Source organism: Micromonospora sp. DT15, from assembly GCF_049841475.1.
In the GTDB taxonomy this organism is placed as follows: domain Bacteria; phylum Actinomycetota; class Actinomycetes; order Mycobacteriales; family Micromonosporaceae; genus Micromonospora.
In genome coordinates this window covers 119,684-140,968 of record NZ_JBNCKJ010000016.1, presented here as the reverse complement: position 1 = coordinate 140,968, position 21,285 = coordinate 119,684, and the positions used below count along the sequence as shown (strand labels likewise).

Here is a 21,285-nt window from a genome sequence, read left to right as displayed (position 1 = left end):
ACATCAACCGACGCCGCGCCGAAGGCCGCACCACCCGAGAAATCACCCGCTGCCTCAAGCGCTACATCGCCCGACAGTTATACCGCACCATCACCACCCACCACCGCACCTCTTGACAACCCCCACTCACAGATCGACGAGATGCGGGGCGTCAGCCGTGCAGGCCACCCGTGCGGTCGCGGGCCTTCAGGCGGGTCGTGGGCAGGGCGGGCGCCGGCAGCGGCGGCGCCGAGTCGTCGGCGACCACACCGAAGCGCCCGTCACCGGCCATCCAGTCCTCCCGGGCGGCGGCGATCTCCTCGTGGGACCGACCCACGAAGTTCCACCACATCACCAACGGCTCCTCGAACGGCGTACCGCCCAGCAGCAGCAACCGGGCCCCGGCCCCGCCCCGCACTGTCAGCTCCCGGCGGCCCGAGCCCAGATACAGCAGCGCCCCCGGCTCGAACCCGACCCCGGCCGCCTCCGCGGACCCGGACATCGCCAGTACGGCGTACTCGAAGTCGGGCCGCAACGCCATCGTCGCCGGCGTCTCACCGCTCAACTCCAGCTGCACCCCCACCAACGGGGTGTGCACCACCGCCGGTGACCGCTCCCCGGCGAACTCGCCGACCAGCACCGTGCCGTCCAGATCGCCGTCCCGCCAGCGCGGCAGGTCGGCGTGGTGCGCGAAGTCGGCCGCTCCGGCCCGCGCCGGGTCCGGCAGAGCCACCCAGAGCTGCACACCGTGCATCACCGGCGGATGGGTGGCCGGCGAGCGCTCCGAGTGGGCGATACCGTTCCCGGAGGTCATCACGTTCAGTTGGCCGGGCACGATCGGCTGCACGTTGCCGAGGCTGTCCCGGTGCAGAATCTCGCCGTCGAGCAGCCAGGTCACCGTCTGGAGCCCGGTGTGCGGGTGCGGCGGCACCTCCATGCCGGGCCGCTGCGCCACATCGTCCGGGCCGAAATGATCCACGAAACACCACGCGCCGACCATCCGGCGCGCGCGCTGCGGAAGCAGCCGCCGCACAGTGGTGTACCGGCCCAACGGCACGTCGTGGCCGGGCAACAACACACTGCCGGGATCGACGTCGGCCACGCCAGGCGGTCGGGTCTGCGCCAGCATTGATTCAGTACGCTCCACCGCCCGACTGTACGCGCACGCCTGCTCGCGACCGCGGCGCTTCCAGCCAGGGCGGGCGGGGTTCACCGGCCCGTGGTTGTCAGTGTGGCTGGCCCGGCGGGCGCTGGCCCGGGCCCTGGTTCACCGGTTGCTGGAGGAGACCAGCACGCTGTTGGCACCGGCGACCAGGTCCAGGTACAGGCGCTCCGGCGACCGGTCCCAACCCGGCGTACCCAGCACCGAGCCCGCGGCCACCCCGTCCCAGCGGTCGTCGCGTACCACCACCGAACCGGCGCCGGCTCCCGCCCGAACCCGTACCGGAGTCTCCCCCGGGACCCGGACGTCGAGCTGGCTGGTCCCACCGGTGAGTCGTACGGTCAGGATGCTGGCGGGCTGGTCTGAGCGCGGGCCGGTGGGGTTACCGGAACCGTCGGCGGTGATCGGTGGCAGGAGAATCTCGGTACGGCTGGAGCCTCCGGCGATTTCCACGCCCAGCAGGCGGGCCCGGGTCAGGTCCAACACCTGACTGCTCACCCCACCAACGAGGTGGACACGCCAGGCGACCCGCTCGTTGAGCAACACCCGCACCGCCCGTGGCCCGCGCGTACCGGACTCCACGAGGTCGAGCCGCACGGTCTCCCCCCGCACCGCCGGTCGGCCCGCCACACCCGAGCCGGCCGGGGCACTGATCCGGTACAGGTCGTCGCCCAACTCGGCCACCCGCAGCTCGAACGAGGACAGCCCATCCGCGAGCACGAAGGTGCCCTTCTGCCGACCGGCCAGGGGCGCTGTCAACAGTTGCTCGGCCGCGGCACCCGCGCCACCGCGGCGACCTTCAGCCGCGTCCGGGTCAGCGACGCCTCCCGGGCGGCCGCCGTCACCGGGGCGAGTGCCGTCGGGGCGAGTGCCGTCGGGGCGGCCGGCGTAGGTCATGCCGAGGTGGTCGGGATCGGCAACGATCACGGCCACCGCTGTCGCGCCCAGGAGCAGGACGACGGCGGCAGCAGCCACCAACAGTCGAGCCCCGATGGACCACCGTCGCGGTGCTGCCTCACCGGACGGTTCCGGCTCCGACTCCGGTTCGCGATCCGCGCCGTGCCCCACTGCGGCCATGCCTGTGTCCCTCCGCCGGTCCCCGTTCAGGGGTACGTACCCTTCGGCCGATCGGATCACTCGGCGCCGATCACGTCACTCCGCTACGTCGCCTCCACCGCCAGACGACGTGGTCCGCCCGGCGGCAGCAGAAAGGCCGCTGGCCGGCACCCCGGATTTCGGGTGTCGGCCAGCGGCCGATGCTGTCGTGCTGTGTGCCGTGACGCGGGTCAGCTGTTCCAGTACTGCCCGACCAGGTCGGCGGCCTGCTGCTCCCACTGGGCGTAGGCGTCCGGGTAGGCCGACACCTGCACCGTCTGCGCTGCGTCGGTCAGCGCCATGTCCTGCCACCCGTCGACCTGCTTCAGACCCTTGAGGAACGCGGTGGTGGAGTACTCGGGATCGGTGATCTGCTCCGGCGTACCCCAACCACTGGACGGGCGCTGCTGGAACAGGCCCAGCGAGTCGTGGTCATTCATGTCGCCCAGGTGGCCGAGGTTCTCCAGCTTGGACTCCTGCAGGCTCGTCGCGATCGAGATCACCGCGGCCCGCTCCGGCAAACCAGCCTTCTTCGTCGCGGCGATGATCGCCTTCACGTTGGCGGTCTGCTCGTCGTTGAGGGTGATCCGGGACTGGTCGCCCTGGGTGCCGTGCGGAATCAGCTTGCTGGTGTCGGGCTTGTCGGCCTGCACCGCAACCGCGACGGGCTTGGCGTCGACGGGGTTGGCCACGTGCGCGATGGGGCCAGCGAAGACACCGCCGGCGAACGCGAGACCAGCAACGGACAGGACGCTCTTACGCATGATCGTGTTCATGGGGGTAGCTCCTTCGGGGGTAGAACACCCACACCGTCAGAGGGGGAACGGCGGTGAGGGTGTGAGCACCTCGTCCGGCGCTGCACTTCACAAAGGGGGAAAGTCTTGGGGGGTGACGCCTGGTTGGGCGTCGGGGTCGGCGACCTGCCGAGCAGGGGGCTCGTGGCGCCGGGTCCATCTGTAACGACCGGGGGGCCGGGGTCATTCCGACCTGCGTGACCAGCCTTCAGGGGTTGGGCGGCGGGTCGGTGGTGCTGCGATCGTCAGACTGTGTAACGACCCCGGCCCGGCCATGATTCCGGCCCGCGAGTGCACCCCGCCACACCCCAGAAACGGACACCACGCCCATACGGCACCGGGCCTGTGGCATCGGAGCACCGGTCAACCACGTAATCCACTCGGGCTCACGACAGTCGGGGCATCCCGGACGTCAGGCGGTTACTGCCCCGTCAGGCGGGAGCGCACCTTCGCGGCGCAGGCGTCCAGAGCCGTCTGCGCGTCCAGCCCGAGGCTTTCGATAGCCACCAGCGCGGTGAAGGCGACGTCGGCCAACTCCGCCGCGACGTCCTCGCGGGTGTGGGTGACACCCTTGCGCGGATTCTGCCCGAGCAAACCGATCCAGGCAGCCGAAGCCTCCCCCGCCTCCTCGGTGAGCTTGAGGATGCGGCAGGTCAGTTCGGTCTGCCCGGTGCCGTTCGCGGCGTCCAGCCAGCCGCGTGACGCTCTGGCCGCCTCCCAGATCGACTCGTCCACGGCGACCAGTCAACCCGATCGGCCCACCGGCCTGAACGACCGGGTAGGGCTGGATCGTCGTGTTGACCGGCGGATCAGCGAACCCATTGACACTGGTCGACGGCGGTTCTAGGTTCAGGACGCTACCGACCGGTAGGCAACCGTCCCGCTGGTCGCCCCCGGGCGACAACCGCCCGATGGGGAGCATCGATGCTGTCCACACCCGTTCGTCACCTCCGCCGGCTGCTCGCCGCCGCCGCGACGCTGACCCTCGCGGTCGGTCTGGCCGGCGCGGCGCCGGCCAGCGCCACCGGTCGCGACGCGAGGGGCGGCGAGCCACTGCCCGGCTACACCATCGAGAATCCGCCGTTGGCGCCGCTGGTGGTGGGCGGCCGGCCGACGACGGTACGCCAGGGCGTGCACCGCCACGCCGGGTACATCATCGAGGTCCCCGCCCGGTGGAACGGCGACCTGGTGTTGTGGGCGCACGGCTACCGCGGCCAGGGCACTGTGCTCTCGCCGGAACCGCCGGCCTTCGGGCTGCGGCAGCGCGTGCTGGAGCAGGGGTACGCGTGGGCGTCGTCCTCGTACGACCGGAACGGCTTCGACATCCGCTCCGGGGTGCTGGGAACGAAGGATCTCGCCGACCACTTCGGGCGGACGGTCCGCCGACCGCAGCACACCTACGTCGCCGGGGTGTCGATGGGTGGGTACGTCATCGGTCGTTCACTGGAGCAGTACCCCGGCTTCTACGACGGCGCGTTGCCGATGTGCGGGGTGCTCGGTGATCAGACGCTGCTCGACTTCTACCTGGACTACAACCTGGTCGCGCAGACACTTTCCGGGGTGCCGGCGTATCCCACGCCGGCCGACTATCTGACCAACGCGGTGCCCCGCATCCAGGTGGCGCTCGGTCTGGCCGGGCTGACCCCCACCGGGCCGGACACCACAACGGACCGGGGCAAGCAGCTGCGGGCGATCACGGTGAACCGTTCCGGCGGGCCGCGTCCCGGCGCCGACGCGGCATTCGCGGTCTGGAAGGACTTCCTCTTCTCGATCAGCGTGCCCACCGGAAGCGGCAACTCCCCCGCCCAGCGGCCCGGCCAGCTGTCCACCAACCTGCTCACCCGCTACACCCCGAACAGCCCGGTGAACATCAACGCGACGGTGCAGCGGGTCGCCCCGGAGAACCTGCGGCAGCGGCTGCTGCCGACGCTGACCGAGGTGCCGCGCATCGCCGGCCGTCCGACCGCGCCGGTACTCAGCCTGCACGGTCTCGGTGACCTGTTCGTACCGTTCAGCATGGAGCAGGCGTACGCCACCGACGTGGCGCGCAACGGTCGCAGCAGGCTGGTGGTTCAGCGGGCTATCCGGGCGACGCAGCACTGCGAGTTCACCCCGGCGGAGGCCGGCACCGCCTGGGACGACCTGGTGTCCTGGGTACGCACCGGCAAGCGCCCGGCCGGCGACACCGTGACCGACCCGGCGGTGGTGGCCCGACCCGACTACGGCTGCCGGTTCAGCGACCGGGACGCGTACGCGGCCGGGGTCGGCACCCGCCGCCTCTACCCGGCCTGCTGAGGTACCCGGACACACAGAACCGGCCGGCTCCCGTCGAAGGGAGCCGGCCGGCCTCGTGTGCGGGTGTCACCACATCTGCTGGACGATGTCCGCCGCCTGCTCCTCCCACTGCGCGTACGCGTAGGGGAAGGCGGAGACCTGCACGGTCTGCGCGGCGGCGGTCAGCGGCAGATCCTGCCAGCCGCCGACGTTCTTTAGTGCGGTGAAGAACGCCGTGGCGGCGTACTCCGGGTCGGTGATCTGGTCGGGCGTGCCCCAACCGGACGACGGACGCTGCTGGAACAGGCCCTGCGAATCGTGGTCGTTGTACGCGCCGAGGTGGCCGAGGTTGTACAGCTTCGACTCCTGCAACGAGGTGGCGACGCCGATCACCGCGCCCCGGTCACCGACGCCGGTCTTCTTGGCGGCGTCGACGATTGCCCGGGCGTTGGCCAACTGCGCGTCGTCGAGCGGTACGCGCGACTGTGCGCCCTCGATGCCGTGCGGGATCAGTTGGGCTCGGCTCGGCTTGCCGGCCGGCGGCTTGCCGGTGGCGGAGCCGGTGGTGAGGCCCGACTCGACGGGCTGGTCGTCCTGGCGGGCCGTGGTGGCGGCCTTTCCGGTGGCGCGGTCGATGGCGGCGACGGCGCCCTGGTGCGGTCCGGAGGTGACCGGTGCGGCGACCGCGGTCGGCGCGAGGGCCAGACCACCGAGAGCAGCCACACCCGCCACGCTCAGCGCGGTCTTGCGGTACGAGTCCTTAGCGATGGCGGGGAGCCATCGAGTGAAGTCGACCTTCACGATGGTTGCCCTTTCGATCGTGCGGAGCGCTCCGGGGTGAACACTCCTCGGGAGATGACCGCGGAAAAGGGTTTGGGCTCCGGCGGTACGGGGGACACAACCGGGTTCACGTGTCGGGCATTCCGGAATTGCCCGAACCTCGGCTGGCTGCGGCCCTGGTCACGCGCAGACTCGGATACCGAGGCCCTGCCGGCATCAGACCGGACGGGCGTGACACAGGGGTGTTCTCGGAGCGCGAGAGCGATGTGCGGACGTCAGCCTTTGCTCTGCTTACCTATACGCACCTGCCACGTTTCGTGACCACGAGGACGGACCGCGGTAGCTGGCGGAAAGGGCGTATGCGCAGCTGACGGGACGTGGTGCAGATAGGTAAGCAGAGCAAAGGTCCGTGCGGGGTGTTGGGGAGGCAGGCAGCTGGCGGTTTGTCGCTACCGTGAGTGAGTGTCGAGACCAGCACGGTGGGTCAGGCAGCGGTGCGGCTCGCCCTAGCCGAGGAGAAAGCGCCGTGGCGGTGGGGTGCTGGAGGGTCCCGATCGGATCAGGGCCCCGGTCCGCCCGCCGCCGGAGTTAGTTGTCGCCGTCACCTGCGGGCCCCGCATCGCGCGTCCCGACACCCTCGTTCGGCCCGAGGAGTTCCTGGAAGATGGTGATCTGAAGCCCGGCGGGCGCGTCGAGGCGGGAGTTGAGTGACTGCCACGGCGTACGCGTCGGCGGCGCGATCTCGCCCGCGCCGGCGGCCACCAGCCGGGCGGTCGTCGCCTCCGTGTCGTCCACCTCGAAGGCCACCCGGATGCGCGGCGCGACCTGCCGGCCCACCTCAACCTCATCGATCAGGCGTTTCTGCGCGGGGTTGGCGATCTCCAGCGTGGCGCGGCCGGCGTCCAGGATCACCACCCGAGCGTCTCCCTCGCCGCTGAACGCCGCCTCCTCCGGCAGGCCCAGCGCGTCGCGGAAGAACGCGACGGCGGCCTCGTGGTCGGTGGCCTCCACCACGAGGCGCAACTGACGGACGGCGGGGACGGGCGAGTCGGCGGCCATGTTCAAGATCCTAGCGCCGGGCCGTGCGTGACCTGCGGGTCGGCACGGAGCTGCTGGTGCTGACCTGGCTGGACCGTGCCCGGCGCGACGTGCTCGCGGTGCACCCACGCGGCGACGCGAACCGTCCGGAGACCGGGGTGTTCAGCACCCGCTCACCGCACCGGCCCAACCCGATCGGGTTGCACCGGGTGCGGGTCCTGACGGTCGACGGGCTGCGCGTCGAGGTGACCGACCTGGAGGCCCTCGACGGCAGCCCGATCCTGGACGTCAAACCGGTGCTGGGCGCGGCCGACGAACGCTGAGCCCGTCGACCGCGCCCAGCAGGCCGGTGTGCTGGGCTCAGTGGCCGCGGTCCAGCCACTCCTGCAGGTGCGGTGCCTCCGCGCCGATCGTCGTGTCGTCGCCGTGGCCGGTGTGCACGACCGTCTCCGCGGGAAGTGTCAGCAGACGGGTGCGGATCGACCGGACGATGGTGTCGAAGTCGCTGTACGAGCGGCCCGTCGCGCCGGGCCCACCGGCGAAGAGCGTGTCGCCGGTGAACACCGCGCCCAACTCCGGCGCGTGGAAGCTGCACGCCCCGGGGCTGTGCCCGGGGGTGTGCAGCACCCGCAGCGTGGTGCCGCCCACCTCGATGCTCTGCCCGTCGTGCACTTCGCCGTTGGGCGGCAGGTGCGGGTGGACCATGTCCCAGAGGACCCGGTCGGCGGCGTGCAGCAGCACCGGCGCGCCGGTGGCCTCGGCCAGCTCGGGCGCCACCCGTACGTGATCATCGTGGGCGTGGGTGGCCAGGATCGCCCGGACCTGCCGGTCGCCCACCAGGGCGAGGATCGCCGCCACGTCGTGGGGCGCGTCCAGGACGACGCACTCGCGGTCGTCACCGATCACCCAGACGTTGTTGTCCACGTCGAAGGTCTTCCCGTCGAGGGAGAACGTGCCCGAGGTGACCGCGTGGTCGACGCGGGCGGTCACGGGAACACCACCACCGAGCGGAGCACGTCGCCGTGGTGCATCCGGTCGAAGGCGTTCTCGACCTGGTCGAGCGCGATCTCCTCGGTGACGAACGCGTCCAGGTCGAGCCGGCCCTGCAGGTACAGCTCGGTGAGCATCGGGAAGTCCCGGCTGGGCAGGCAGTCGCCGTACCAGCTGGACTTGAGCGCGCCGCCCCGTCCGAAGACGTCCAGCAGCGGCAGCTCGATCTGCATCTGCGGGGTCGGTACGCCGACCAGCACCACGGTGCCGGCCAGGTCGCGCGCGTAGAACGCCTGCTTCCAGGTCTCCGGTCGGCCCACCGCGTCGATCACCACGTCGGCGCCGAAGCCACCGGTGGCGGCACGGATCGCCTCGACCGGGTCGGTCTCGGACGCGTTCACCGTGTGCGTGGCGCCGAACTTGCGGGCCCAGTCGAGCTTGCGGCTGTCGGTGTCCACAGCGACGATCGTGGTGGCGCCGGCGAGGACCGCACCGGCGACCGCCGCGTCCCCGACGCCGCCGCAGCCGATCACCGCGACCGAGTCGCCCCTGGTGACGTTGCCGGTGTTCATCGCCGCACCCAGCCCGGCCATCACCCCGCAACCCAGCAAGCCCACGGCGGCGGGTCGGGCCGCGGGGTCGACCTTGGTGCACTGCCCGGCGTGCACCAGGGTCTTCTCGGCGAACGCCCCGATGCCGAGAGCCGGGGCGAGTTCGGTGCCGTCGGTGAGGGTCATCCGCTGGGTGGCGTTGTGGGTGTTGAAGCAGTACCAGGGCCGCCCGCGACGGCAGGCGCGGCACACGCCGCAGACCGCGCGCCAGTTGAGGACGACGAAGTCGCCCGGGGCGACGTCGGTGACGCCCTCGCCGACCTGCTCGACGATGCCCGCCGCCTCGTGACCGAGCAGGAACGGGTAGTCGTCGTTGATGCCACCCTCGCGGTAGTGCAGATCGGTGTGGCAGACCCCGCACGACTGAATCCGGACGATCGCCTCACCGGGCCCGGGATCGGGCACCACGATGGTGGTGACCTCGACCGGTGCGCCCTTGCTGCGGGAGATGACTCCCCGGACTTCCTGGCTCACTTCGCCTCCTGCTGGTGGTCTGCGGCGGGGCCGCATGCCGAGGTGGGCGGGTGTGCCACGGGCTCGGCGGTGGGCCCCTGGCGAACCTACCGCGACCACCACGGCCAGCCCAGCCGGCCCGGCGGGTTATCGCGGGCGGTGCGGGGTACGCGGGCCGCATTCGACCACGGCCAACGGGAGTGACAATGAAATTCGCGCACCTGCCGCTACGGGTCAGCATCGGCGCGTACTTCCTCAACTCGGGTCTGGGCAAGCGCACTCTGGAGGGGACCGCCGCGGAGGGCTTGCACGGGATGGCGGTAGCCGCCATGCCCCAGCTCGGTCAACTGGAGCCGACGCGATTCGCCAAGCTGCTGTCGTACTCGGAGATCGCCCTGGGGACCGCGCTGCTCGCGCCGTTCGTCCCGGCGCCCCTGGCCGGGCTCGGCCTGACCGCGTTCGGCGCGGGCCTGGTGCAGCTCTACCTGAAGACGCCGGGGATGCGCGAACCCGGCAGCATTCGCCCGACCCAGCAGGGCGCAGGGCTGGCCAAGGACGTCTGGCTGATCGGCGCGGGGCTGACCCTGGTGTTGGAGGGGCTGACCCACGGCCGTCGGCGCCACTGACCCGACAGGTGGTCTGAGGAGTTTCGGTGACCCAGCCCCGGTCGGTGCGGCCGTTCTACCGGCCGATGCGGCCCCGTCGTCGCGACGAGCCGCACCGCACGGCCACGCCGCTGGAGCTCTTCTTCGACCTGTGTTTCGTGGTGGCGGTGTCGCAGGCCGCCGCCAGCCTGCACCACGCCGTCTCCGAGGATCAGCTCGGCCACGCGCTGACCAGGTACCTGTTGGTCTTCTTCGCGATCTGGTGGTCGTGGATGAACTTCACCTGGTTCGCCTCGGCCTACGACACCGACGACGACCTCTACCGGATCGCGACGCTGGTGCAGATCGCCGGCGCTCTGATCATCGCGGCCGGCGTGCCTCGCGCGTTCAACGACGGCGATTTCAGCGTCATCACGTACGGCTACGTGGTGACGCGGATCGCGCTCGTCGTGCAGTGGTGCCGGGCCGCCGCCGGTGACCCGGCGCACCGCCCGGCGGCCCGGCGGTACGCGGTCGGAGTCACCGTCGTCCAGATCGGCTGGCTGCTCCGACTGGCCCTGCCGCAGGCGTGGGGGACCGCGGCGTTGCTGCTGCTGGTCGTGGCCGACCTGCTGGTGCCGGCGGTGGCCGAGCGCCCGGGCATGACCCCCTGGCATCCGCGACACATCACCGAACGGTACGGGCTGTTCACCCTGATCGTGCTCGGGGACGTGGTGCTGGCCACGTCGGTGGCCATCCAGACCGGAGTGGACGCCGGCGACCGTCACCTCTGGTCGCTGGCGGCGGCGGCCGCCGTGATCGTGTTCGCCCTGTGGTGGCTCTACTTCGACCGGCGCATCGACGCGCCCGACCGCATGCCGTACACGCTGGTCTGGGGCTACGGCCACTACCTGATCTTCGCGGCGGTGGCCGCGGTCGGCGCGGGTCTGAGCGTGTCGGTGGACCACGAGCGGCACCTCGCGCACATCTCGGAAAGGGTCGCCGGGTACGCGGTGGCCGTCCCGATCGCCGTCTTCCTGCTCACGGTCTGGATGCTGCACGTGCGCCGCCAGCAGCACGGCGCGGTGGTCGTCGCCTTCCCGGTCGTCGCGCTGCTGGCACTGCTCGCACCGCTCGGTCCGGCCCCGGTGTACGCGATGGCGGCCCTGCTGGTCGTCCTCGTGGCGTTGACCATCCTGTTGCGCCGCCGCGACCTGGGCCCGAGCACGCCGGTGACCTGACGTTGCTCCCGAATCACCCACCGGACGTCAGCGCGAGACCACTAGTCCGACGCTCGGGTGAACTCCATGATCCAGTTGGTCTCCCAGGTCTTTTCGCCGTCGACCGAGAACGCCTGCTCCCACCGGGCGGTGGTCGCGCTGATGCCCGACCAGATGAACCGGCACCGGACCGGACGCCCCTCGTGCTGGTCGTCGGCGTAGAAGTGGCCGACCCCGTCGACGAAGCGGCCCACCATCGGCGGCAGCCCCAGCACCCCGGTGTCGCTGCTCGTCCAGTAGATCGACCACTCCTGCCGGGCCGGATCGAAGACCCGGATCGTGGCGCCGGCGGATCCCCTGGTCGGGAAGGTGATCTCGTCGAAGTGACCGCCGCCGGCGAAGAAGCCGTGCGCCACCGACACCCCGGGGAACTCCTCCCACTCGTCGGAGCCGACCAGCCGCTCGCGCAGCCGCCGGTTCACGACGTTCCAGGTGCCCACAAAGAAGTCGAAGTCGCCCATCAGCGGCCCACCGGCCCTTCCGCTCGCGTGTCACGCAGATAATCGGTCAGATTCGGGCTCTCCGGCAGCAGCATGTGCCGGACCCAGGCGGCCCGCTCGTGTTCCAGAACCGCCAACTCCCAGACGCAGCCCACCGCCGGGCGGCGTAGGTGGACGAAGTGTGCCGGGTCGTCGTCGGGACAGTCCAGCGCCGGCTGCCCGGCCGCGGCGACACGGATCTCCAGCGCGTTGTCCCACACCCAGGTGTACGCCAGCAGATAGGCGCCGGTGTCCGCGCCCCGGTGCAGCACCACCCACCCGGCGGCCGGGGTGCCGTCGTCGACGACGTCGGCCAACAGGTCGGGCAGCAGGTCGTACGCGGCCTTCTCCACCTCGGGTTCGATCGGCTGCTCCGGCTGGTCCATGTGGTAGCGCTTGAGTTGCCGGCCGCCGATCAGCACTGGCCCGGGCGTTCGTAGTTCCTTGTCGCGAAATGCCATGCCGGGACGGTAGGACGGGTCCCCTGACAACTAGTGTCAGTGAAGTGCGGGCCTCTCGACTTCTCTCCGTCCTGCTGCTGCTCCAGTCGCACGGACGGTTGACCGCCGCGCAGCTCGCCGAGCGGTTGGCCGTCTCCCCCCGCACCATCTACCGGGACGTCGAGTCGCTGCACGCCGCCGGCATCCCGCTCTACGGCGAGGCCGGGCACGCCGGCGGCTATCAACTGGTCGACGGCTGGCGGACCCGACTGACCGGGCTGACCGCCGAGGAGGCCGACCGGCTGTTCCTCGCCGGCCTGCCCGGCCCCGCCGACGAGTTGGGCTACGGCGACGTGGTGGCGGCGCTGCAACTCAAGCTGCACGCCGCGCTCCCCGCGCCGCTGCGCGACCGGGCGACCCGACTGCAACAACGCTTCCACCTGGACACTCCCGGGTGGTACGCAGATGGCGACGCCTCCCCCGAGCTGGCCCGCACGGCCGAGGCGGTCTGGCGCCAGCACCGCGTCGAGGTGCGCTACCGCGGCTGGAACGGCGAGGTGACCCGGGTCCTGGAGCCGTACGGCCTGGTCCTCAAGGGCGGCCGTTGGTATGTGGTGGCCGACCAGCCCGGCCGGGGCGCGCCGGCGACCTACCGGGTCAACCAGATCCTCGCGTTGACCCCGCTGGCGCAGGAGTTCGACCGCCCGGACGACTTCGACCTGCCGTCCTGGTGGCGGGCGCACGTGGTGCAGTTCCGGGCCCGACTGCACCGCGACGAGGCCCACGTCCGGCTCTCCCCCGCCGGGCGGGACCGGTTGCGTGAGATCGGCAGCGACCCGGTGGTGACAGCGATGGACACCAGCGCCGGGCCACCGGACGCGCGGGGGTGGGTGACAGCGGTGCTGCCCATCGAGTCGCTCACCCACGCCCACGGTGACCTGCTGCGCCTCGGTGCCGACGTCGAGGTACTGACCCCGGTGGCGCTGCGCGAACGGCTGGCCGCCACGGCGGCCGGGCTCGCCGCGCTCTACTCCCCCTCCTGAACAGCTCCGACCGTCTCCACAGTGGAAAGGTCGGGGGCGTCGGTTGTCGGCACGGTGTGCCACCCTGGGACGGTCATCAATGGTCACCGGAGGTGAGGGCCACGTTACGGCTACGCGCACTGGTCGCCGTCCCCGGCACCGGGCCGGTGACCCTCGACGTTCCCGCCGGCACACTTGCCGCCCTGGTGGCGCCGCCCCGGTTCGGCACGGCGGTCGCCCGGGTGCTGGCCGGGCTGGCCCCGCCGGTGACCGGCCGCGTCCTCGTCGGCGACCGGGACGTCACCAGCCTGCCGCCGCCGCGCCGGCAGATCGGCTACGTGCCCGCCGGTGGCGCGCTGCTGCCGCAGCTCACCGTGCGGCGCAACATCGAGTACGGCCAGCGCAAACGCGAACGGGTGCACGAGGTGGCCGACGACTGGACGGCCACAGTGGTCGACCGGCTCGAGTTGGCGCTCTCCCTCGCCCTGCTGCCGCACCAGATCTCCGACGCCCAGCGGTTCCGGGTGGCGCTCGCCCGCGCGGCGGCCTGCCTGCCGGAGGTGCTGGTGGTCGACCTGCCGGCCGGTTCGGCGGGCGACAGCCGCCTCGGTGATCTGATGCCTCGCCTCTCGCCGCCGGACGCACCCGGGGTGGCGGTGCTGGTCTGCACCGCCGACCCGGCCACCCTGGCCGAGATACCGGTGCGGCACGAGCTGGTCACCGAGCCGAGCGAGGCGGCCCGATGAGGCCGGCCGCCCGGGTGGGTCGCCGTACGCTGCTGCGCGCCGCCGCCGCGGGCGCCACCACCCTGGCCGCCGGCTGCTCCGGCGGAACCCGGTCGGTGCAGGTAGCGGTGGTGTGGAGCACCAGCGAGCTGGACCGGTTCCGCGAGGTCGTCGCCGGCTACCCCGCCCCGGTGCAGGTGATCAGCGCCGGCAACGACATCGACGCGTTCCTGCGCGCCCGACACCTCGCCGGCACCAGCCCGGACGTGGCGATCCTGCCGCGCCCCGGCCTGGTCACCGAGTACGCCCAACGGGGCTGGTTGAGCCCGGTGCACCCGTCCACCGACTACGCAGTGCGCGTCGAACTGAGCGATCTGCTGATGACCGACAGCGAACGCTACGGCGTCTGGGTCAAGGCGGCGCACAAGTCGCTGGTCTGGCACCTGCCCTCCATGCTGCCCGCGCCGCCGACCACCTGGGACGACCTGCTCCAACGGACCAGGGAGCTCGCCGCGCGCGCCCGACGCGACGGCGGTCCGGCGCCCCTGGCCATCGGCGCCGCCGACGGCTGGGTAATCACCGACTGGTTCGAGAACGTCCTGGCCGACATGGCACCCGACAGCTACTACGCCCTCGCCCAACGGGGCGCCGACTGGCAGGACACGCCGGTACGCGACGCCCTGGACCGCCTCGCCGGGCTGTGGAGCATCGGTGGCGCGTTCGTCGGTGGCGGCCGTCGTGCCCTGCTCACCCAGTACGAGGAGTCGGTGATCCAGGTGGTGCACACGAAGCGGGCGGTGATGCTCCTCGGAGCCGACTTCACCGCCGACGTCGTTCGTCCGTTCCGACGCGGCCCGGAGGCACCTGTCACGTTCCGGTTCCCGGGCACCCAGCCGGGCGGTGGTCCCCTGATCGTCGGTGGCGACGCGGCAGTGGCGTTCGCCGACGCCCGGGGCGGGGTCGAGTTGGTCGAATGGCTGGCCAGGGCCGACTCGTTCCAACCGTGGCTACGCGAAGGCGGTTACCTGTCGCCCAACACCAACGTCTCGATCACCAGCTACACCGACGGCGTCGGCAAGCAACTCGCCACGGAGATGCGGGCCCCCGGTACCCTGCGTTTCGACCTTTCCGACCAACTGCGCGGGGCGTTCACCGGCTCGGACGGGGTCGGCATCTGGCGCATCATGCAGGGCTTCTTCGCCGATGTCACCGACGGGGTCCGCGCCGGCGAGGCGATCCGCCGGGCCACCGGCCTGCTCGCCGCAGCGGCCCGCAGCGCGGGAGGCGGCCGATGAGCCAGGTGCGGGTCCTCGGCGAGCTGGCGGTCCTCGACGACGTCGGTCCAGCCCGGCGCGGTCGGGCCTATCCGGCGGCGGGGGCCACGTCGGCCCTGCTGCTGCCGGCCGCGGTGCTGCTCGGCGGGCTGGTGCTGTGGCCGGTGCTGCGGACCATGCACGCCAGCGTCACCACCGACGGTCGCTGGGTCGGTGCGGCGCACTTCCGGACCGCGCTCGCCGCCCCGGGCACCGGCGCGGTGGTCGGTCGGACGGTCCTCTGGGCGCTGCTGGTGCCGGCGGTGGTGACGGCACTGGGCTATCTGCTCGCCGCCGCGTCCCGCCGCTCCCAGGAGGGCGGCCTGGTCCGGTTGATCCTCCTGGTGCCGGTGGCGTTGCCGTTGGTCGTCACCGGGGTCACCTTCCGGCTGATGTACGACCCGGACCCGAGCCGAGGGCTGGCCACCCTGGTCGCGACCCGACTGGCCGGCCGCCCGATCGAGGACGCCCCGCAGTTGCTCGGGCCGGGAATGGTCACCGTCGCGTTGATGTCGGCGTTCGTCTGGGCCTGGGTCGGATTGGCGGTGCTGGTCTTCCGCTCCGCGCTGGACGCGGTGCCGCAGAGCCTCGCCGACGCGGTCCGCGCCTACGGCGGAACCCGTCGTCACGTGCTGTGGGACGCGCAGTGGCGGCCACTGCTGCTGCGTACGACCGCTGTGGTCTTCGCGTTGGTGGCGGTGGGCACCAGCCGTACGTTCGACCTCATCCTGGTGATGACCCCCGGTTCGGTCCGCGACGAGGCCTCGGTGCTGGCGCTGCGGATCTGGCAGACGTCCGGGGGCACCACCACCGGCGACGGCGCGGCGCTCGGCGTGGTGTGGCTGGTGGCGGTGATCGGCGGGATCATGGTGGCCGCGCTCTTCGTCCGGCAGGCCTGGCCCCCGCCGCGCGTCGAGGCGGCACCGGAGCCCGCCCCGGTCGCCCCGCCCCGACGGGTGTTCCGGCTGCTCGCGGCGGGTGCCGCGATCGCCTGGCTGGTGCCGCTGGTGGTGCTGGTCGCCACGTCGGCCCACGGCCAGGTGGACGCGGCCGCTCGCGGTTGGTGGTCGGCGCCGCCGAATGGCGAGTCCTACCGCAACCTGATCACGGGCACCGAGCTGTGGCGCACGCTGGGCTTCACCCTGCTGCTGGCAACCGCGGTGACCGCCACGGTGCTGGTGGTGGCGCTGCTGGCCGCGTACCCGTTGGCCTGGTTGACCGGGCCGGCCGCGCAGGCCACCGGGCTGCTGCTGCTGGCGGCCAGCGTCGTGCCGATCCAGGTCATCGCCGGGCCGGTCAACGAGGTGCTGGGCCTGGTGCTCTCCTCCGGTACGGCCCAGGGCCTGGCTCTGGTGCACATCGCGCTGGGCGTGCCGTTCGCGGTGCTGGTGCTGCGCAACGCGTTCGCGGACCTGCCGGTGGAGCAGGTCCGCGACGCCCGGTTGGGCGGACGTCGGTGGTGGCACACACTGCGCCGGTTGGCCCGGCACAACCTGTCGGCGGTGGTGGCGGTGTCCGTGCTGGAGTTCGTCCAGGTCTGGAACGACCTGGTGGTGGGGCGGCTGTTCAGCGCGTCGGGGTCCTCGCCGCTCGGGCCGTTCCTGGCCGAGCAGACCCGCAGTTTCGTGAGCAACAGTGGCGCGCTGGCCGCCAGCTCGGTGCTCGCCTCGGTGCTGCCGGTGGTGCTGGTGGTCCTCTCGCGGCGGCACCTGGTCGCCGGGCTCGTCTCCGGGGGCGTGCGGTGACCGGGCCGGGTGGTGCGCGCGGCGGCTCACGCTGGCCGGCGTTGATCGCGATCGGCGGCGTGGTCGGCAGCGTCCTCGCCAACGTGGCCAGCAACCTGGCCGGCAATGTCCTCTCCGAGCTGGCGGCCAGCGTGCTCGGGCCGGTGACCATCGTCCTGGCCTCCGGCGGCGTCGTCGGTTACGTGGTGTACGAGGTACGCCGCCGCCGGACCGGCCGGGAGGTCGACCCCGAGCCGACGGAGGTGCTCACCACCCCGGCCGCCGGGGCTCCCAACCTGCCCTACACGGCCGAGTTCACCGGTCGCGAGGAGCACGTCGACGCCCTGGTTGGTCTGCTCGCCCGGGAGCACGCGGTAGCGGTGCTGGGCCGGCGTGCGGTGGGCACCTCCGCGTGCGCTGTGCAGGCCGCGAACGAGTGCCGGGAGGAGTTCCCCGACGGTCAGTACTACCTGGACCTGCGGCGGCGCGGCCGACCCCGCTCGGCCCGGCAGGTGCTCACCGCGCTGGCCCGGATCCTGGGCACCGCCCCGCCGACCTCCGGCCGGCCGGACGCGCTCGCCGCCGCCGCCGACGCGCTGCGCGGTCAGCTCGACGGTCGCAAGATCGTGCTGGTGCTGGACAACGTCGACCGTCCCGACCAGGTGCGGCCTCTGTTGCCGCCGACCGCGCGCACCTGCCGCCTGTTGCTCGCCGGTGGTCCGGCGCTGGTTGGTCTGGAGGGTGTGGTCGCGCACTGGATCGCCGAACCGGGCACGTCCGAGGCGGTGGAGCTGTTCGCGACGGCGGGTGGGGCCGCGCCCGCCGCCCGGGTCCGTCGCGCCGACCCACGCACCGACCCGGCGGTACGCGAGATCGTCGACCTGTGCGGGCGGCAACCGCGTACCGTCCGGGCGCTCGGTTACCGCACCGCTCAGCACGGCTGGCGGCACTCCGACGTGCTGGACGCGTTGCGCCGCGCGGTGCAGACGCCACCGCACCAGCGGCTCGCCGTCTCACCGGCGGCCCGCCTGGTCACCGAACGGGACATCGCGTACCGGGTGTTGCCACGCCAGGCCCGACGGTTGTACCGGCTGATGTCGCTGGTCCCCGCCCCGGTGGACCGGCCCACCATCGCCGCGCTGGCCGGACGGCACCCCGAGCTGGTGACCGCACTGCTCGACCGGTTGGCCGTGGCGGCGTTCGTGGTCGGCGCGCCCGGCGACCGGTACGAGATCCGCCCCCTGCTGGCCGGCAGCGCCCGGCTGCACCTGCGGGACGCGGATCCGGTCCGGGCCCGGGTCGCCGCGCAGGCCCGGCTGACCCGGCACCTGGCCCGTCGGGCCGAACGGCACGCGGCCAACCTGGCGGTGCTCGGCTCCTCACCCGACCGGGAGTGGTCGCTGCCGTTGGACGACGACCCGTACGGCTGGTTCGACCTGCACCAGGAGCTGCTGCTGGCGGTGGTGCGGGTGCCGGCCGGCGCGAAGGAGACCCTGCCCCGGCGGGTGCGCCGGTGGTGGTTCCGGTTGGCGGTGGCGCTGTGCGGGTGGCTGGCGTACGCCGAGCGGCTCGACGAGTGGGAGCAGGTCTGCCGTACCGTGCTGGCCACCCCGACCGCCGACGACCGTCCGGAGATCGCCGGGTGGGCGCACAACGAGCTGGGGGTGCTGCGTCGACGCCGGCACGACCCGCAGGGGGCGGCGGCGGCGCTCACCCTCGCGGTCAACGAGCGGGGGCGGCGGGGCAACGCCCAGGCGCGGATGAACCTCGGTCTGGCCCTGCTCGACCTGGGGCAGCTCGACGACGCGGTGGAGCACCTGGAGATGTCGCGCCGACATCGCTCCGGCGCCGACCGGGCCGGGCACGCCCTCACCGAGCTGGGCCTGGGCGCCGCCCAACTGGCCCGGGGCGAACCGGACACCGCGCACCACCACCTGGTGCGGGCGGCCAACACGTTCCGGTCGGTGGGTGACGCGCGCGGGTACGCGGCGGCCCTGACGAACCTGGTGCTGGTGCACGCGGCGCTCGGCGAGCACCTGGACGCCGCTCAGGCGTGGCGGGCCGCACTGCGCGAGTACGAGTCGGTCAACGACCCGACCAGCCGGGCGACGGCGCTGCTCAACGCCGGGGCGACCCTGCTGAGCAGCACCCCGGGGCAGGCGCGCACGGCGTACGAGCTGCTGGCCGAGAGCCGCCGGCTGCGCGAGGAGACCCGGCCGACAGCCGGGCTGGCGCGTACCCTGCTCTACCTGGGTGACGCCTGCTCCGCGCTGGGCGACCAGGCCGACGCGCGGCGGCACTGGGCGGACGCGGCGGCCGTGGCGGAGGAGGTCGCCGACGCCCAGGGGCTGGCCGCCGCCGACGCCCGACTGGACAACGACGCCGACAGCCGGGTGACGTAGGTCGCTCGGGTTGGTCGGTGGCGTGGCTCTGGGAGACTCTGTGATCGTGGACGCGCTCTCGGTACGGGGACTCAGTCGCAACTTCGGCAATCTGGTCGTGCTCGACGAGGTGAGCTTCACGCTCCCGGCGGGCCGGATCGCGGTGGTGCTGGGCCCGAACGGCAGCGGCAAGACGACCCTGCTGCGGTGCGTCGTCGGCGCTGACCGGCCGGACGCGGGTGAGGTGCTGGTGCAGGGCCGCCGGGCCGACGAGACCGATCCTCAGGTGCGGGCGCTGGTGGCCGCCGCCCTGGACGACATCGACTTCTTCCCCGACCTGTCGGTGGTCGAGCACCTGGAGCTGGTCGCGTACGCCCACGGGGGTGACGCCGAGCCGGTCGAGGAGGTCCTCGCCGAGCTGGGTCTGGAGCCGGCCCGCGACCAGCTGCCGGTGACGCTGTCCAGCGGGCAGCGCCGCCGGCTGGCGCTGGCGTCCTGTTTCGTCCGGCCCCGCCGGGTGCTGATCCTGGACGAGCCCGAGCAGCGGCTCGACGTCCGCGGGCGACAGTGGCTCGCCGACCGACTCCTGCGGGAACGGGCGGCGGGCACTGCCGTGCTGTTGGCCTCGCACGACCCGGAGCTGATCGACGCGGTGGTCGACGAGCGCATCGAGATCGGCAAGTGACCGCCGCGCCGGCCACGATCGCCGACACGCCGGTCGGGGTGCCGACCGCCCGGCAGGTGCGAACGCACCTGCGTAAGGCACGCAGCCGGCACCACGACCATTCCCTCGGTGACGTGCTCGGCGACGCGTACGTCATGGTCCTGTTCGTGGGCATGTACGGCTGGTTCGCGATCAGCGCCAGCCGTGACCTGCTGGACTCCCCCACGGTGGGTCAGGCCGAGCCGGGCGTGCGGTGGTGGCTGGCGGTCGCCGCGCTGCTGGCGGGCGCGGGGCTGGCCTGGCGTGGTCTGCGCGCGCTCGGCCCGCTGCTGGTCACGCCGGCGACGCAGAGCTGGGCGACCAGCGCGCCGATCGACCGACGGGCCTGGTTGGCGCCCCGTTTCGTCCTGTTGCTGCTGGGCTCGGCAGCCGGCACCGCTGCGCTCGGAGTGGCAGTGGCGGCGCTCGGTGGGGTCACCGAACCGTCCGCCCTGGGCTGGGCGGCGGCGGCCGGCGCGGGGTGGGGCGCGGCCGCGCTGGCGCTCAGCGTCGTCGCCCAGAGCAGCCGGTCGGGGCGGCGGTGGCCGACGGTGGTCGGGGCGGTGCCGATGGTGGCGGCGGCCGTGATCACCGCCCTGGTGGTGCTCGTCGGTCGCCTCGGCGACGGGCTGTCCCGGCCGGCGACGACGCCGACCGTCGCGTTGTTCGCCGCCGCGGTGCCGCTCGTGGGCGTGGGCGTGATCCTGGCGGTACGCGCGCTACCCCGGGTCGACCGGGCCACCCTGACCACCGGCGCGCAGTTCGCCAACGCCGCCGCCACGGCCACGATCCTGCTGGATCCGAGCCTGCTCGCCGGCCTGGTGGAGAGCCGCCGCTGGCGCCGGATCGGCCGGGTTCGCAGCCGCCGGTTCCGGCCCGGCCCCGGCTGGTGGGCGCTGTTGCAGGCCGACGTACGCCGGTTGCGCCGCCACCCGAGCGCCGTGCTGATCTGGGCGGCGCTGATCGGGGTGCAGTACGCTGCCGCGCTCGCCCTGCCCGGGTTGGCCGGTGCCGCGCAGGTGGTCTTCGCGTACCTCGCCGCCAATCGGCTGACCGGCGGTCTGCGGTCGGTCAGTCGCTCACCCGGGCTGCGCCGGGCGCTCGGTGGCAGCGACAACCTGCTGAGCGGGATCCACGTGGTGGTGCCGGCTGTCGGCGCGGGTGTGTGGTGGTTGCTGACCCTGCCGACCGTCGACCCGGGGCCGGCCTGGCTGGCGCCGACGCTGGCGCTGGGGGTGGTGGCCGCCGCGTTCCGGGCCGGCACCCGTCCGCCCATCGACTACGGTGGCGCGACGGTCAACACGCCGTTCGGGATGATCCCGGTCGACCTGATGCGTCAGGGGTCACGGGGGCCGGCGCTGCTCGCCGTGCTGGTCCTCGTCCAGCTGTTCCTGGGCTGAGGATCCGCCCGGTCGTTCCGGGGCCTGATGACGGCACCAGGCGATCCGGCGGCGCGTT

Annotated in this window: 21 protein-coding genes; 11 read left to right on the top strand and 10 right to left on the bottom strand. The window is 72.6% G+C overall.

Annotated elements, in window-relative coordinates; genetic code table 11:
* Positions 1 to 151: 151 nt before the first annotated feature.
* The 4 genes from ACLQ3F_RS29455 to ACLQ3F_RS29440 form a co-directional block, all read right to left on the bottom strand.
* Positions 152 to 1,126 (bottom strand): pirin family protein, encoded by a 975-nt coding sequence (locus tag ACLQ3F_RS29455; protein WP_425852794.1) that lies wholly within the window; start codon positions 1,124 to 1,126, stop codon positions 152 to 154.
* Between the two features lie 120 nt (positions 1,127 to 1,246).
* Positions 1,247 to 2,218: a hypothetical protein gene (locus tag ACLQ3F_RS29450; RefSeq protein WP_425852792.1), complete on the bottom strand. Its 972-nt coding sequence runs from the start codon at positions 2,216 to 2,218 to the stop codon at positions 1,247 to 1,249.
* 209 nt (positions 2,219 to 2,427) lie between these two features.
* The gene (locus ACLQ3F_RS29445) at positions 2,428 to 3,012 is read right to left on the bottom strand and encodes a hypothetical protein (RefSeq protein ID WP_357208548.1); all 585 of its coding nucleotides are present in this window, start codon (positions 3,010 to 3,012) and stop codon (positions 2,428 to 2,430) included.
* A gap of 438 nt (positions 3,013 to 3,450) precedes the next feature.
* Positions 3,451 to 3,765: a MazG-like family protein gene (locus ACLQ3F_RS29440; RefSeq protein ID WP_210785127.1), complete on the bottom strand. Its 315-nt coding sequence runs from the start codon at positions 3,763 to 3,765 to the stop codon at positions 3,451 to 3,453.
* 189 nt (positions 3,766 to 3,954) lie between these two features.
* On the opposite strand from ACLQ3F_RS29440, the gene ACLQ3F_RS29435 reads away from it, so the two are divergent.
* Entirely contained in the window at positions 3,955 to 5,325 is a 1,371-nt protein-coding gene (locus ACLQ3F_RS29435) for a hypothetical protein (protein ID WP_425852789.1), read from the top strand.
* Between the two features lie 66 nt (positions 5,326 to 5,391).
* Here the strand turns inward: ACLQ3F_RS29435 and ACLQ3F_RS29430 are convergent, their stop codons facing one another.
* A complete protein-coding gene (locus tag ACLQ3F_RS29430; RefSeq protein ID WP_355009051.1) occupies positions 5,392 to 6,105 on the bottom strand; it encodes a hypothetical protein in 714 nt (237 codons plus the stop codon).
* A 567-nt stretch (positions 6,106 to 6,672) separates the two neighbouring features.
* The gene (locus tag ACLQ3F_RS29425) at positions 6,673 to 7,143 is read right to left on the bottom strand and encodes a VOC family protein (protein ID WP_357264684.1); all 471 of its coding nucleotides are present in this window, start codon (positions 7,141 to 7,143) and stop codon (positions 6,673 to 6,675) included.
* A 23-nt stretch (positions 7,144 to 7,166) separates the two neighbouring features.
* Here ACLQ3F_RS29425 and tsaA point away from each other — a divergent pair, with 23 nt between their 5' ends.
* Positions 7,167 to 7,445, top strand: a complete 279-nt coding sequence (tsaA, locus tag ACLQ3F_RS29420; protein WP_425852787.1) for a tRNA (N6-threonylcarbamoyladenosine(37)-N6)-methyltransferase TrmO — start codon at positions 7,167 to 7,169, stop codon at positions 7,443 to 7,445.
* 37 nt (positions 7,446 to 7,482) lie between these two features.
* Here tsaA and ACLQ3F_RS29415 read toward each other — a convergent pair whose 3' ends face one another.
* Positions 7,483 to 8,112, bottom strand: coding sequence for an MBL fold metallo-hydrolase (locus ACLQ3F_RS29415; protein WP_425852785.1), 630 nt, complete (start codon positions 8,110 to 8,112; stop codon positions 7,483 to 7,485).
* Positions 8,109 to 9,197, bottom strand: coding sequence for an S-(hydroxymethyl)mycothiol dehydrogenase (locus ACLQ3F_RS29410; protein ID WP_203117359.1), 1,089 nt, complete (start codon positions 9,195 to 9,197; stop codon positions 8,109 to 8,111). Before ACLQ3F_RS29410 ends, ACLQ3F_RS29415 begins: the two co-directional genes overlap by 4 nt.
* A 185-nt stretch (positions 9,198 to 9,382) precedes the next feature.
* Here ACLQ3F_RS29410 and ACLQ3F_RS29405 point away from each other — a divergent pair, with 185 nt between their 5' ends.
* Both ACLQ3F_RS29405 and ACLQ3F_RS29400 read left to right on the top strand, forming a co-directional pair.
* Positions 9,383 to 9,802, top strand: a complete 420-nt coding sequence (locus ACLQ3F_RS29405; protein ID WP_425852783.1) for a hypothetical protein — start codon at positions 9,383 to 9,385, stop codon at positions 9,800 to 9,802.
* 26 nt (positions 9,803 to 9,828) lie between these two features.
* Entirely contained in the window at positions 9,829 to 11,001 is a 1,173-nt protein-coding gene (locus tag ACLQ3F_RS29400) for a low temperature requirement protein A (RefSeq protein ID WP_425852782.1), read from the top strand.
* Positions 11,002 to 11,042: 41 nt separating this feature from the next.
* Here the strand turns inward: ACLQ3F_RS29400 and ACLQ3F_RS29395 are convergent, their stop codons facing one another.
* Positions 11,043 to 11,501, bottom strand: coding sequence for a hypothetical protein (locus ACLQ3F_RS29395; RefSeq protein WP_425852780.1), 459 nt, complete (start codon positions 11,499 to 11,501; stop codon positions 11,043 to 11,045).
* Positions 11,501 to 11,980, bottom strand: a complete 480-nt coding sequence (locus ACLQ3F_RS29390; RefSeq protein ID WP_425852778.1) for a hypothetical protein — start codon at positions 11,978 to 11,980, stop codon at positions 11,501 to 11,503. Before ACLQ3F_RS29390 ends, ACLQ3F_RS29395 begins: the two co-directional genes overlap by 1 nt.
* Before the next feature lie 44 nt (positions 11,981 to 12,024).
* On the opposite strand from ACLQ3F_RS29390, the gene ACLQ3F_RS29385 reads away from it, so the two are divergent.
* The 7 genes from ACLQ3F_RS29385 (at position 12,025) to ACLQ3F_RS29355 (ending at position 21,227) form a co-directional block, all read left to right on the top strand.
* Complete coding sequence (locus ACLQ3F_RS29385) at positions 12,025 to 13,002, top strand: helix-turn-helix transcriptional regulator (protein ID WP_425852776.1); 978 nt, start codon at positions 12,025 to 12,027, stop codon at positions 13,000 to 13,002.
* A gap of 92 nt (positions 13,003 to 13,094) precedes the next feature.
* Entirely contained in the window at positions 13,095 to 13,727 is a 633-nt protein-coding gene (locus ACLQ3F_RS29380) for an ATP-binding cassette domain-containing protein (protein ID WP_425852774.1), read from the top strand.
* A complete protein-coding gene (locus ACLQ3F_RS29375) occupies positions 13,724 to 15,001 on the top strand; it encodes an extracellular solute-binding protein (protein WP_425852772.1) in 1,278 nt (425 codons plus the stop codon). Before ACLQ3F_RS29380 ends, ACLQ3F_RS29375 begins: the two co-directional genes overlap by 4 nt.
* On the top strand, positions 14,998 to 16,764 hold the full coding sequence (locus tag ACLQ3F_RS29370; RefSeq protein ID WP_425852770.1) for an ABC transporter permease subunit: 1,767 nt from the start codon (positions 14,998 to 15,000) through the stop codon (positions 16,762 to 16,764). Before ACLQ3F_RS29375 ends, ACLQ3F_RS29370 begins: the two co-directional genes overlap by 4 nt.
* 41 nt (positions 16,765 to 16,805) lie before the next feature.
* Positions 16,806 to 19,145 carry a hypothetical protein gene (locus ACLQ3F_RS29365; protein ID WP_425852769.1) on the top strand — a complete coding sequence of 780 codons (2,340 nt, stop codon included), beginning with the start codon at positions 16,806 to 16,808 and terminating at the stop codon, positions 19,143 to 19,145.
* 40 nt (positions 19,146 to 19,185) lie between these two features.
* Positions 19,186 to 19,809, top strand: a complete 624-nt coding sequence (locus ACLQ3F_RS29360; RefSeq protein WP_112602474.1) for an ABC transporter ATP-binding protein — start codon at positions 19,186 to 19,188, stop codon at positions 19,807 to 19,809.
* Positions 19,806 to 21,227: a DUF6297 family protein gene (locus ACLQ3F_RS29355; RefSeq protein WP_425852767.1), complete on the top strand. Its 1,422-nt coding sequence runs from the start codon at positions 19,806 to 19,808 to the stop codon at positions 21,225 to 21,227. Before ACLQ3F_RS29360 ends, ACLQ3F_RS29355 begins: the two co-directional genes overlap by 4 nt.
* The last annotated feature ends 58 nt before the right edge of the window (positions 21,228 to 21,285 follow it).

Coding starts and splice junctions, on each gene's coding strand:
- ACLQ3F_RS29390 (WP_425852778.1), bottom strand. CDS start 11,980: ATGGCATTTCGCGACAAGGAACTACGAACGCCCGGGCCAGTGCTGATC.
- ACLQ3F_RS29435 (WP_425852789.1), top strand. CDS start 3,955: ATGCTGTCCACACCCGTTCGTCACCTCCGCCGGCTGCTCGCCGCCGCC.
- ACLQ3F_RS29450 (WP_425852792.1), bottom strand. CDS start 2,218: ATGGCCGCAGTGGGGCACGGCGCGGATCGCGAACCGGAGTCGGAGCCG.
- ACLQ3F_RS29425 (WP_357264684.1), bottom strand. CDS start 7,143: ATGGCCGCCGACTCGCCCGTCCCCGCCGTCCGTCAGTTGCGCCTCGTG.
- ACLQ3F_RS29375 (WP_425852772.1), top strand. CDS start 13,724: ATGAGGCCGGCCGCCCGGGTGGGTCGCCGTACGCTGCTGCGCGCCGCC.
- ACLQ3F_RS29445 (WP_357208548.1), bottom strand. CDS start 3,012: ATGAACACGATCATGCGTAAGAGCGTCCTGTCCGTTGCTGGTCTCGCG.
- ACLQ3F_RS29395 (WP_425852780.1), bottom strand. CDS start 11,501: ATGGGCGACTTCGACTTCTTTGTGGGCACCTGGAACGTCGTGAACCGG.
- ACLQ3F_RS29370 (WP_425852770.1), top strand. CDS start 14,998: ATGAGCCAGGTGCGGGTCCTCGGCGAGCTGGCGGTCCTCGACGACGTC.
- ACLQ3F_RS29405 (WP_425852783.1), top strand. CDS start 9,383: ATGAAATTCGCGCACCTGCCGCTACGGGTCAGCATCGGCGCGTACTTC.